Source organism: Geomonas propionica (assembly GCF_016458235.1).
Classification (GTDB): Bacteria; Desulfobacterota; Desulfuromonadia; order Geobacterales; family Geobacteraceae; genus Geomonas; species Geomonas propionica.
On record NZ_JAEMHK010000004.1, the window covers coordinates 58142 to 70735 of the forward strand.

A 12594-nucleotide genomic window follows, 5' to 3' on the forward strand; every position below is an offset into this window, starting at 1 on the left:
TCCTTTCTTGGCTGTGTGATTGTCCGTGGCCGCCCTTTGGCCGCTAGTACAGGAACAGGGGCAGATAGTACGGTGCTACCAGTGCAGTGAAGACTGCGGCGATGGCCATCGCCACCCCGCCCATCGCCCCCGCCGTTTCGCTCTCCAGAAGGGCCACTGCGGTCCCCTGTCCGTGCGACACCGTTCCTAGGGCCAGCCCGCGCGCGACCTGGCTGCGCACCCGGCACAGCGTCAAAAGCGAGGGGCCCATGATGGACCCGATCATGCCCGTCGCCACCACGAAGGCGGCGGTCAGGCTCGCGTCCCCGCCGGCGAGCCGGGAGATCTCCACGGCGATCGGCACGGTGACCGACTTGGGGCCCAGCGAGAGAAGGACAGTAGGATCAAGCTGCAAAATTCGACCGGCGAGCAGCGCGGCCGCCATGGTGGTAAGAGAGCCCGCCATCACCCCGGCTAGCACCGGCAGCGTATGTTGCATCAGCACCCTGCGGTTGTGGTACAAAGGCAGGGCCAGCGCCACCGTAGCCGGCCCCAGCAGGAAGGTCATCGCCTCCTTGGCCGGGCGGTAATCCTCCAGTCCGTAGCCGGTAACCTTCAGGACCGCAATAATGACGATAGTGCTAAGGAAGACCGGATTCAGTAGCGGGTGCCGGTAGGTCAGGAAGAGCTGCCGCGTCGCCAGATAACTGGTCACCGTAAGGACGACAAAGAAGGAGAACAAAACGGCGCCGCTCATCGCTCCCCCCTTTGCTGCAGCAGTTGCACGGTGGCTCCGGTGACCGCGACGCCGATCATCGCGCTTACCACCAGGATCACCATAAGTTCCAGCCCGCTTTGTCGCATCAGGTCGCCGAAGGACATGAGGCCTACCGAGATCGGGATGAAGAAAAAGGCGAAATGTTTGAGCAGGAATCCACTGCCGGTCTCGATAAGAACAGGCTTTATGGTGCCGCTGGCAAGGAGGGCGAACATGATCAGCATCCCGGCGACATTGCCCGGCAGGGAGAGGTGCAACGCACCGACAAGCCACACCCCGCAGCGAAATACCAGCCACAGGAGCGCGATCTGCCAGCAGATGTCGAACAGCTTTCTTGCCATGAGCCTGCACCGCTTTGCCCTGCCCTCCTTGTTCTTTGAGGAGGGGCAGGTGCGCTTGAGGAAAAGAGTCGGTTTCTGGAGGTACCGGCAGCCCAAGAGATAAACTCCCGGGCTGCCGGCGTCAGGGTGGTACCGCTACGGTTACGGAATCATCCAGGGGAAGACATAGGCCTGCAGCGTGACGATGATGCCCATGACGGTGGTAAGAAACAGGGCGTGCTTCAGGGTGAAGCGGAACAGGTTCCCCTCTTCACCGACCAGGCCGGTGGCAGCGCAGGCGACGGCGATGGACTGCGGCGAGATCATCTTGCCCATGACACCGCCGCTGGTGTTGGCGGCGCCGGTCAGGAGCGGGTTCATGCCGAGCTGCTCGGCGGTCACCTTCTGCAGACCGCCGAAGAGGACGTTGCTGGAGGTGTCCGAGCCGGTCAGGAACACGCCTAGCATGCCCAGGAACGGAGAGAGGAACGGGAACATGGCGCCCGCCTTGGTGAAGGAGATCCCCATGCTGGTGGTCATGCCCGAGGCATTCATGACGAAGGCCAGACCTACCACGGAGGCGACGGTGACCGCCGGCCAGCGCATGTCAAACAGGGTCTTGCCCAACACCTGGAAGAAGTCGGCGATGCCGACGCCGCAGATTAGCGCGGAGAGGATAGCCGCGATCAGGATGGCGGTACCGGCTGCGGACATGAAGTTGAAGGTGAACTTAGCAGCCACCTTGGCCGGAAGCTGGTCGCCTACCGCCTTGTCCAGCGCTTTGAACTGAGCCTTGTCCACGGCCTTCGCCTCAACCAGTTCCTTCTCTACCTTTTGCAGATCCTTCTGCTTCTTATCGACTGCGTCGTACGCGGCCAGCCGCTCGGCGGTGACCACAGCCTTGCCGGCCGGGAGGCTCTGCTCGACCACCAGCACCTTGTCCTCGAGTGCCTGCAGCTCGGTCAGGCCGACGGCCAGTGCGGCCTGCTTGGGGTCCGCCGGGGAGAGCAGCGCCGCCTGCTTGGCAGCTTCGGCCTTGACGGCCGCAACTTTCTTGATGCCGTCTTCCGGCTTGGAGACTTTCTTCACGATGGCGTTGTCCAGGCCGGAGATCGGGATCACGACCTTGCTCTTGTCCAGAGATGTCTTGACCGACGGGATGCCCCAGACCAGGACCATGATGGTAAGTGCAAGGTAGGGAGCCCAGGCGCGGAACACCTGCGCTCCGGTGTAGTCATGGCTTTCCTTCCCGGTGAACTCCGGCTCGTGGTCGAAGGTCCAGACCGTGGCCGGCTGCCAGAACTTGAGCAGGATGACCAGGGCGGCCAGGGTCAAAAGCGAAGCGGTGACGTCCGGGAGGTAGGGTCCCAGGTAGCTCGCGGTACCCCATTGGGCGAAGGCGAAGGTGACGCCGCAGACGATGATGGCGGGGAGCACTTCGATTGTCTTTTTCCAGCCGACCATGATCATGATGACGTAGAACGGAATGAACACAGAGATGAAGGGGAGCTGGCGCCCCACCATGGTGGAGAGCTTCATGAGCCCCGCGTCGTCGTAACCCATGACGCCTGCCAGCGCGACGACCGGGATGCCGATGGCGCCGAAGGCGACGGGAGCAGTATTGGCGATGAGACAGACACCCGCCGCGTAGAAGGGGCGGAAACCGAGACCGACCAGGGTCGCGCCGGCAATGGCGACCGGGGTGCCGAAGCCGGCAGCCCCCTCGATGAAGGCGCCGAAACAGAAGGCAATCAAGAGGGCCTGCAAACGGCGGTCACCGGTGAGACCGGCCAGCGAGGCGCGGATGATCTCGAACTGCCCACCCTTCACGGTGATGTTATAGAGGAGGATGGTGGTGACCACGATGTAGAACACGGGGAAGAGACCGAAGGCTGCGCCGTGCAGGGTGGCGAGACCCGCAAGTTTCGCCGGCATCTGCCACCCGAAAATGGCGATGGCAATGGCGGAAGCGACCGCAAGCGGGCCGGCCTTGTGGGCCTTCATCTTGAATACGGCCAGACAGACGAAGATGACAACGAGGGGAATGGCGGCAACCAGCGCGGACATAGCGAGGCTTCCCGCAACGGGGGTGTAGCTCTGAATCCATGGCATGACTGATGTTCTCCTTTGGTTCGTGATGCTGGTATGGGCGGCAAAAAGATGGCTATCTTAATTCAAATCGAACACGTTCGGAACTGCCCCTACTGGTGACGCCCAAGACCTGACATGCGGAGAACAGGGCAATCAAACCAAGTTATACATTTTGGTAAGGCCAATTAACCACCTTTTCAGAACAGTGTCAAGTTATTTTGCATACGCTATATAAATGGCTTTACTCATGCGGTTTTTTCAACTAGGATATTTAGGCCATATGGTAATATCTTTTTTCGCATATACCTACAACCCGCTTCACCGAACGAACGTATGACAGAAAAAACAAACGGGTTCCAAGAGATTTAAAACAGCTTTACCCTGATCAAACGGCTAGCTCTCACGAGGCCGGCCTTCGCTTCAGTGGGTAATGCCAAAAGTGATGGAGGAAGAACAGCTATGTACGAGCAATTCAAGGCCAGGGCAGTCGCGGTCGGGGCGGAAGTGCACCGGGTCGACACCTACCGTGACGCAGTCGAATTCGTCCTCTCGTTTTTAAAACAGGAAAGCGTTGCCGAAACTTCGGGGAGCTACGCAGTGTGGGCCAAGGGTCCTTTCCTGGAGGCGGTAGGCCAAGAGTCGCTGGCCGGGGTTCCCGGGCTCGGCTTCGAGGTGACCAGGGAGCGCGCGGCGCAGGCCAAGGTCGGCATCAGCGACATGTCCTTCGCGGTGGCTGACACCGGTTCCCTGGTACAGGACCAGGCGGCGCCGGACCAGCGCTTGGCCTCAGCCCTGACCAGCATTCACATCGCGCTGGTACCTTCAGACAACATCGTCCCCGACAAGGCTGCCCTCTTCTCCCGCATCAATCCCGGTAACAGCCGTTACATAGCCTTCATCACCGGGCCGAGCCGTACCGCCGACATCGAGCGCGTGCTGACCATCGGCGTGCACGGGCCGGAGCGGCTCATCATACTGTTTGTCGACGAGCTGGGAGGGGAGAAGAAATGAAACAGGAATTCAAGGCATCGATAAAGAGGGCTTTGAACGACGCCAACCTCACCGGCGCGTTGGGGAAGTTTTCCGAAGCCTATAAGGTGAACCGTACCAAGGCGTACGAGGGAATCGACTTCGAGGAACTGCGTGGGCGCATCGCGGAGGCCAAATCCTCGGCGGCCTGTCACCTGGACGAGGTTGCGGAAACCTTCCGCACAAACGCCGAGGCCCTCGGCGCCAAGGTTTTTCGCACCCGCGATCCTGAAGAGGTGAAACAGTACATCCTCAAGGTGGCGCGCGAAAACGGCGTGAAGAACGTGGTGAAGTCGAAGTCGATGGCCACCGAGGAGATCCACCTGAACAAGGCACTGGTGGAGCAGGGAATTTCCGTCGCCGAGACCGATCTCGGTGAATGGATCATCCAGCTCGCCGGGCAGACCCCGTCCCACATGGTGATGCCGGCCATCCATATGACCAAGGAAGAGGTCGCCGACATCTTCAGTAAGGAAGTGAACGAGCGGCTGGACACCGACATCCCGCGTCTGGTCAAGGTCGCTAGAAACGAATTGCGCCCGAAGTTCCTGGAAGCCGACATGGGCATCTCCGGCGGCAACATTGCCGTTGCCGAGACCGGCAGCATCGTCTTAGTGACCAACGAGGGGAACGCGCGCCTGGTGACCACCCTGCCCCGCATCCACGTCGCGTTGATCGGCGTCGAGAAGCTGGTCGAGAAGTTTGAGACGGTGGTCCCGATCCTCGATGCGCTCCCCCGGAGCGCCACCGCACAGCTTCTCACCAGCTACGTTTCCATCATCTCCGGACCGACACAGAACGACGACGGCTCCACCAAAGAGCTACACATCATCCTGATGGACAACCAGCGCACGGAGATGGCCAAGGACCCGAAGTTCAAGCAGGCACTGCAGTGCATCCGCTGCGGCTCCTGCCTCAACGTCTGTCCCATCTTCCGCCTGGTGGGAGGACACGTCTTCGGCAAGGTCTACACCGGCGGCATCGGCACCATCCTCACCGCCTGGTTCGACGAGCTGAAAAAATCCGAGGAGATCCAGGGGCTGTGCATCCAGTGCGGCAACTGCACCCAGGTCTGCCCCGGCAAGCTGGACATCCCCGAGATGATCATGGAGATCAGACGCAGGCTGGTCCTTGAAAAGGGTCAGCCATTGGTGCAAAAGGCGATCTTCAGCGTCGTGAACAACCGGAAGCTCTTCCACGGCATGCTGCGCGCCGCCTCCGTCGCCGGCAAGCCCTTCACCTCGGGAAAGTTCATCCGGCACCTGCCGCTGTTCCTATCTGAGCTCACCGACGGGCGCAGTCTCCCGGCTATCGCCGAAAAGCCGTTCCGCGACATCTACGCCGAGATCGAGCAGCCCAAGGGGAAGGAAAAGGCGGTCTTCTACGCCGGCTGCCTGATCGACTTCGCCTACCCGGAGACCGGCGTCGCGTTGGTGAAGCTCCTCAACAAGGCCGGTATCGAGGTGATCTTCCCGGAGGAGCAGACCTGCTGCGGAGCGCCGGCGCTCTACAGCGGCGCCTACGAGGTTGCGGCTCAAAACGCCGCCGACAACATTGAGGCTCTATTGCAACAGGATGCTAACTACGTGGTTTCCGCCTGCCCCACCTGTACCGTGGCGCTCGCCCACGATTTCGCCAAGACACTGGAGGCGGTCGGGCGGAACGAGTGGCTGGACAAGGCAAAGAAGCTTTCCGAGAAGACCGTCGACCTCGCCACTCTGGTCAAGCGCCTGGTGGACGAAGGGCGCCTGAGCTTTCAGGAAGGGGCCGAGCTCGGGAAGATCACCTACCACGATTCTTGCCATCTGAAGAGGACGTTGAAGGTGTCGGAAGAGCCGCGCGAACTGCTGCAGCAGGCAGGCTACCAAGTCGAGGAGATGTTCGAGTGCGACATGTGCTGCGGCATGGGGGGCTCCTACTCCATGAAGCTGCCGGAGATCTCCGCGCCGATCCTGCAGAGGAAGCTGAAGAACATCAAGGACACCGGTGCGCCGCTAGTGGCGATGGACTGCCCGGGGTGCGTGCTGCAGATCAGCGGGGGCTTCGACCAGGACGGTGAGCCGGTGCGGGTCAAGCACACGGCGGAACTGCTGGCGGAGCGGCTCAAAGACTGACGTAAGAACAGGTCCCCAAGAAGGAACAGGTAAAAAAAGAAAAGCCGCTCGAAAGAGCGGCTTTTCTCGTTGCAGCCGACTACTACCACACCCTTGTTACGCCTTCATCTTGGCAGCCTCCGTTTTGCCAAACAGCGCCTTCATCGCGCCGATGACCAGCATGGCTGCAGGAACCATCTGGCCCGCGACGATGACTGCGGCAAAGCCCATGAAAGCCCAGACAAGGATGCCAGGCTCATCCGCCTGCGCACCGTTAGCGGCAAAAGCCGACGTTGCCGATGCGACTGTTGCGATGATCGAGGTGATAGGTGCTTTCGCTCTCATGACATCCTCCTTTTAGGATCGGTTGTTAGCCTGCTGGATTCATGAAGAGCATCATCCATGCCAGACCGGGCGTCTGCCTGGATTCAGCCCCAACACACTGAAATCGCAGCACTTCTAAACATGGAGGCAGTTGCGGGGCGATCCTGCGGCGGTACTGATAGTATGTTTTTTTCATACACCCACGCCCCCGCTTGCCGCCGTCAGCCTCAACGCTTTGCTTCAACACCTTAAAAACACTGCCTTTGTCGTACATAAGCCGGGTGTATAAACGCCGCATGCGGCCACTGCTCAAGGTTTAAAAAGGAAAGGGGGCCCCTCCCTTGCGGAGACGCCCCCTGATCGACCTGTCCCGTGACTCGGGTGTTATTTGGCCTTGGTCAACTCAACCTCGATGCTTATTTTCACCTCGTCGCCAACCGCTACTCCTCCCGCTTCCATCATCTTGTTCCAGGTCAGCCCGAAGTCCTTCCTGTTGATGGTGGTGCTGGCCGTGGCGCCACGCCGGGGGATCCCCATAGGATCCTTTATCTCAGGCGAGAGCCCTTCCACATCGAGAACCACCGGCCTGGTCACCCCGTGCAGGGTGAGATTGCCCAAGACTTTGAAACTACCACCGCTCCCCTTGGTCAGTCCGGTGGAAACAAAGCTCATGGTGGGGTACTTGGCGACGTCCAGGAAGTCGGGGCTCTTGAGATGGGCGTCGCGCTTGACGACCCCTGTGTCTATTGACGTGGTATCGATGGTGGCCGTGACCGATGACCTGCTGAGGTCGCTGTCATCAATGTTGACCCTGCCCGAAACCTTGCCGAACACCCCCTTGACGTTGGAAACCATCAAGTGGCGGACCTTGAAACCTATGTTGCTGTGGTCGGAGTCTATGTTCCAGGTGGCAGCCGAGGCAAGCACAGGTGCTGCGAAAAGAAACACCGCCGTGAACAAACCTGCTACCCGGGTCACTGTCAATCTGATCATGGTGATCCTCCTCTTTGTCACTTGGTACAACCAAACGACGATATGATGTCGTGTAACAGCACAATCATACCATTAAGGTCCTGTTTGTCCATAATGAGAATTACGCGGGGGGAGTGAGAGGATGGTGGCAGACGTGCCAGGCATGGGAAGGGAGTCGGAAGGGTGTGTTGAAAGGGACAGCGGACTGGTTCAGTCAAGCCTCAGCCGGGACAAGGCAGCGGCAAGCGCAATGGGTCGGATCAGGCAGCGGCTCCCCTTCTCTCCTCGCCAATGTACGGCTTGCGGCGCGGCGCGCGAACAGGGTCCACGCCGATGCGAACCCACCCGGACCTGCGCTTGAAACTGGCTATGGCGCCGGACTGGATCAGTTTCTCCAGCATGAAGTCTTTGACGTAGTCGTACTTGTTGTCGTCGTAGCTCACTTGAATAAGCATTACGTCCTCCATAACTCGAGATGCGCGCGGCAAGCCGCGGTTGAAACAACCTTCCTTGCTTTTACTACCGGTTTCAAACTTTAGCACAGGTTACTGAATAAGTCCAAATTTTAGACAGCGGGAGCGGCCAACGCTGAGAGACAGGTGGCGTGCCCTAAAACAGTAACAGGGGAAAACCAATCGGCTTTCCCCTGTACAGTATCGACAGCAAAAAATGAAACTTTAAAAAAAGCTGGAACTATTCACCGAGGTAGGTGTAGGACTGCAGCGTCTTGTCCAAGAGTTCCAGGAAGTGGCTGCTCTCCTCGATGGACACCTTCTGCAGCGAGACGTCCTTCTCCAGGTTATTCCTGACCCGCTTCAGTATCTCCTGGGCGTCGTACTGCACGTACTTCAGGCTCTCCCAAGTGGCGTCACCGGTGATGACCGTGTCGATCTTGTAGTTGGTCTTCTTGTTGAAGGTGATGTGCACCGCGTTGGTGTCGCCGAACAGGTTGTGCATGTCGCCCAGGATCTCCTGGTAGGCGCCAATCAGGAAGAAGCCGATGTAGTACTGCTCGTCCCCTTTGATCTTGTGCAGCGGCAGCGCCTTGGTCCTGCCGTTCTCACCCACAAAGCTGGTGATTTCGCCGTCGGAGTCGCAGGTAATGTCGGCGATGGAGGCCAGGACGTCCGGCTTCTCGTCCAGGCGCTGGATGGGCACGATCGGGAAGAGCTGATCGATGGCCCAGGAGTCCGGGATGGACTGGAACAGCGAGAAGTTGGCGAAGTAGGTCTGCCTGAGGCTCAGCTGGAAGTTCTGCAACTCGTCCGGGATCGGCTTCATCTTCTCGACGATGGAGTTGATCTTCCTGATGATCTTGGAGTAGATCCATTCGGCGTTGGCGCGCTCGGCCATGTTCAGGTAGCCCAGGTTGAAGAGACTCACCGACTCCTGGATCAGCTGGATGGTGTCGTGGTAGTCCTCGCGCAGCGAATGCTTGTCGATGCTCTTGTAGATGTCGACCAGCTTCTTGACCGTCGGTGAGAGCTTCTCCGTCTCGGTCAGGATGAACTCGAAGTCCGGCATGAGCGTCTGGGTGTTGTTGTTCAAAACGTCGGTGATCAATACCGAGTAATGCGCGACGGTGGCGCGGCCCGACTCGGAGATGATGTTCGGGCAAGGGACGCCGGCGTCGTCACAGATGTTCTTCACCTGGTAGATGACGTCGTTGGCGTACTCATCGAGCGAGTAGTTGACGCTGGAGAAGTAGCTCGACTTGGAGCCGTCGTAGTCGACGCCTAAGCCGCCGCCAATGTCCAGGAACTCGAGGTCGACGCCGAGCTTGCGCATCTCCGCGTAAATCCTGGTCCCTTCGATCAGGGCGTTCTTGATCTTGTCGATCTTGGTGATCTGGCTGCCAACGTGGAAGTGGAGCAGCTTCACGGAGTTCAGCATGCCGTTTTCACGCAGCATGTCGATGGCCGCGATGATCTCCGAGATGCGCAGGCCGAACTTCGCGTCGTCGCCGCCGGAGGTGGACCACTTGCCGATCCCCTTGGAGGAGAGCTTGACACGGATGCCCAATTTCGGCGTGATCCCGGTCTTTTTGGCCACCTCGACGATTTTCTCCAGTTCGAAGAGTTTCTCCACCACGATAGTGATGTCGTAGCCGACGCGGGTGGCGAAGAGGACAGTTTCGATGAACTCGGTGTCCTTGTAGCCGTTACAGATGATGGGGAGGTTGCTCCCGGTCACCATGGAGATGGCAGCCACCAACTCCGGTTTGGAGCCGACCTCGAGGCCGATGTTGTACTTCTTGCCGAAGTTGGCAATCGCCTCTACCACCTGGCGCTGCTGGTTCACTTTGATCGGGTAGAAGGTCTGGTACTTGGCCGGGTAGTTGTTGTCGTGAATCGCGTTCTTGAACACGCGGCTGATCGAGGCGATACGCCCCTCCAGGATGTTCATGAAGCGCAGAAGGATCGGCGGCTTGATCTTTCTCTTGATCAGGTCGTCGACCAGCACCTTGAGATCTATGGAGTATTTTGAATTGGGGGTCGGATGTACGCAGACGTTACCCTTCTTGTTGACCGAGAAGAGTTCGGCGCCCCAGTTGTCGATGTTATAGATCTTGGAGGAATCGTTGATGGTCCATTTAGCCATATTCAGTTCACCATGTTCAGCAAAGTGGGATGTTGACAGTCATCACGACAGACGGTTCTTAAAATCTTCATAGCCGAAGCTGCGCACGACGCGCAATGCCCCGGTCTCCGGCTCGTAGGTACAGATATGCGGCAGTTGAATGCCGTTGAACGTGGTCGTCTTGACCATGGTGTAGTGCGACATGTCCAGGAAGGCAAGTTTCTCCCCCGGGACCAGCTCATGGTCGAAGGACCAGTCGCCGATGACGTCGCCAGCCAGGCACGAAGGCCCGCCCAAGCGGTAGTCATGCGCCTTTTCACCGGGAAGGAAGCCTCCCTCGATGTCGGGACGATAAGGCATCTCCAGGATGTCGGGCATATGGCAGGTGGCCGAGACGTCCAGGATGGCGATGTCCGCCTCGTTGTGCACCACGTCCAGCACCTCGGAGACCAGGATGCCGGTGCCGATGGCGATGGCCTCGCCCGGCTCGAGATAAACCTCGAGGTCGTACTTCTCGCGGTAGTAGCGCACCAGCTCCACCAGGGCGTCGATGTCGTACCCCTCGCGGGTGATGTGGTGCCCGCCGCCCAGGTTCAGCCACTTCATCTGCGGCAGGAACTCGCCGAAGTTCTCCTCGAAGACCTTGGAGGTGCGCTCCAGGGGGTCGAAGAGCTGCTCGCACAGGGTGTGGAAATGGAGCCCCTCTACGCCTGCCAGCGATTTACCCTCGAACTCGGAGCGCAGGATGCCCAGGCGCGACTTCGGGGCCGCCGGGTCGTAGATCGGCGTGTGCCCTTCGGAATGCCCGGGGTTGACCCGGAGACCAACGGAGACGCGGCCCGCGTACTGTTCCCACATGGGGCGGAAGCGCTCCAACTGGTTGAACGAGTTGAACACCAGGTGGTTCGAGGTGGTGAGGAGCTCCGCCACGTCGCTTTCCTTGAAGGCGGCGGAGAAGCTGTGCACCTCTTTTCCAAACTCCTCGCACCCCAGACGCGCCTCCCAGGGGGAACTGGCACAGATCCCGTGCAGCGTCTGCGCGATGACCGGGAAGACGCTCCACATGGAAAATGCCTTGAGCGCCAACAGGATCTTGGCGCCGCTGCGCTTTTGCACCTCGTCGAGTATGGCCAAATTGTGACGCAGCCGCCCCAGGTCGACCACGAAGGCCGGGGACGGGGCGAGCCGCGTCATTTCTTCTACGTGCAGTTTGGTCACTTACAGTTCCGCCCAGTCGCCACCGTCGACTACCACGGTGGGGAGGCCCATCGGGCCCAGTTGCTCGATAAACAGTTGCGGATCGAACTGCTCCATGTTGAACACGCCTTCGCCGCGCCACTTGCCGGTCAGCATCATGATGGCGCCCACGACAGCGGGCACGCCGGTGGTGTAGCTGATGGCCTGGCTCTTCACTTCGCGGTAGCACGCCTCGTGGTCGCAGATGTTGTAGATGTAGACCTGTTTCCTTTTGCCGTCCTTGATGCCGCGGGCGATGACGCCGATGCAGGTGCGCCCCTTGGTGAGCGGCCCGAGGCTCCCCGGGTCCGGCAGCACCGCTTTCAGGAACTGCAGCGGCACGATCTTCTGGCCGTTGAACTCCACCTCGTCGATGCGGGTCATGCCGACGTTCTGCAGCACCTCGAGGTGCTTCAGGTAGTTGTCGGAGAAGGTCATCCAGAACTGGGCCTTCTTGATGGTCGGGATGTGCTTCACCAGCGACTCCATCTCCTCATGGTACATGCGGTAGATGTTCATCGGGCCGATACCGTCCGGGAAGTCGAACACGCGCTTGGTGTTGAGCGGCGCGGTCTCGACCCAGTCGCCGTTCTCCCAGTGACGGCAGGGAGCGGTCACCTCGCGGATGTTGATCTCCGGGTTGAAGTTGGTGGCGAAGGGCTGGCCATGGTTGCCGGCGTTGGCGTCGATAATATCGATCTCGTGCACCTCGTCCAGGTAGTTCTTGGCAGCGAGAGCGGTATAGACGTTGGTGACGCCCGGGTCGAAGCCGGAGCCCAGAAGGGCCATGAGCCCCTTCTCCTTGAAGCGGTCCTGGTAGGCCCACTGCCAGCTGTACTCGAACTTGGCGGTGTCCAGCGGCTCGTAGTTGGCAGTATCGAGATAGTCCACGCCGCAGACCAGGCAGGCGTCCATGATAGTCAGGTCCTGGTACGGCAGTGCCACGTTGATGACGAGCTTGGGCTGCTCGCGCTTGATCAGCTGGATCAGTTCAGGCACGTTGTCGGCATCCACCTGCGCGGTGGCGATGGGGAACTCTATCTGGTCCGCAATGGCACGGCACTTGGACTCGGTACGGGAAGCGAGGGTAATAGCGGTGATCACGCCGGTTGCCTGAGCGCATTTGTGCGTAACAACCCCACCTACGCCGCCTGCCCCGATAATCAATACTTTGCTCATTTGACTTCTTCTC

At 59.6% G+C, this 12594-nt stretch carries 11 protein-coding genes; 2 read left to right on the forward strand and 9 right to left on the reverse strand.

Translation table 11 applies throughout. The features are described 5' to 3' along the window. Positions 1-43 precede the first annotated feature (43 nt). The 3 genes from JFN90_RS06750 to JFN90_RS06760 form a co-directional block, all read right to left on the reverse strand. Positions 44-736 carry an LrgB family protein gene (locus JFN90_RS06750; protein ID WP_199394352.1) on the reverse strand — a complete coding sequence of 231 codons (693 nt, stop codon included), beginning with the start codon at positions 734-736 and terminating at the stop codon, positions 44-46. Continuing rightward, positions 733-1098 carry a CidA/LrgA family protein gene (locus JFN90_RS06755; protein WP_199394353.1) on the reverse strand — a complete coding sequence of 122 codons (366 nt, stop codon included), beginning with the start codon at positions 1096-1098 and terminating at the stop codon, positions 733-735. The genes JFN90_RS06750 and JFN90_RS06755 overlap by 4 nt, the downstream gene beginning before the upstream one ends. A gap of 141 nt (positions 1099-1239) precedes the next feature. After that, a complete protein-coding gene (locus tag JFN90_RS06760; protein WP_199394354.1) occupies positions 1240-3189 on the reverse strand; it encodes an L-lactate permease in 1950 nt (649 codons plus the stop codon). 438 nt (positions 3190-3627) lie between these two features. Here JFN90_RS06760 and JFN90_RS06765 point away from each other — a divergent pair, with 438 nt between their 5' ends. Further along, complete coding sequence (locus JFN90_RS06765) at positions 3628-4179, forward strand: LutC/YkgG family protein (protein ID WP_199394355.1); 552 nt, start codon at positions 3628-3630, stop codon at positions 4177-4179. Next, entirely contained in the window at positions 4176-6311 is a 2136-nt protein-coding gene (gene ldhH, locus JFN90_RS06770; protein ID WP_199394356.1) for an L-lactate dehydrogenase (quinone) large subunit LdhH, read from the forward strand. The genes JFN90_RS06765 and ldhH overlap by 4 nt, the downstream gene beginning before the upstream one ends. Before the next feature lie 96 nt (positions 6312-6407). Here ldhH and JFN90_RS06775 read toward each other — a convergent pair whose 3' ends face one another. From JFN90_RS06775 to JFN90_RS06800, 6 genes are all read right to left on the reverse strand, one after another. Further along, positions 6408-6635, reverse strand: a complete 228-nt coding sequence (locus JFN90_RS06775) for a hypothetical protein (RefSeq protein ID WP_199394357.1) — start codon at positions 6633-6635, stop codon at positions 6408-6410. A 363-nt stretch (positions 6636-6998) separates the two neighbouring features. Continuing rightward, entirely contained in the window at positions 6999-7607 is a 609-nt protein-coding gene (locus tag JFN90_RS06780) for a YceI family protein (protein ID WP_199394358.1), read from the reverse strand. A 239-nt stretch (positions 7608-7846) separates the two neighbouring features. Then, the gene (locus tag JFN90_RS06785) at positions 7847-8041 is read right to left on the reverse strand and encodes a GSU3473 family protein (RefSeq protein WP_199394359.1); all 195 of its coding nucleotides are present in this window, start codon (positions 8039-8041) and stop codon (positions 7847-7849) included. A 238-nt stretch (positions 8042-8279) separates the two neighbouring features. Continuing rightward, complete coding sequence (gene speA / locus JFN90_RS06790; RefSeq protein WP_199394360.1) at positions 8280-10187, reverse strand: biosynthetic arginine decarboxylase; 1908 nt, start codon at positions 10185-10187, stop codon at positions 8280-8282. A gap of 42 nt (positions 10188-10229) precedes the next feature. Next, on the reverse strand, positions 10230-11360 hold the full coding sequence (gene nspC / locus JFN90_RS06795) for a carboxynorspermidine decarboxylase (protein ID WP_215906730.1): 1131 nt from the start codon (positions 11358-11360) through the stop codon (positions 10230-10232). A gap of 24 nt (positions 11361-11384) precedes the next feature. After that, entirely contained in the window at positions 11385-12581 is a 1197-nt protein-coding gene (locus JFN90_RS06800; RefSeq protein WP_199394362.1) for a saccharopine dehydrogenase family protein, read from the reverse strand. Positions 12582-12594 lie beyond the last annotated feature (13 nt).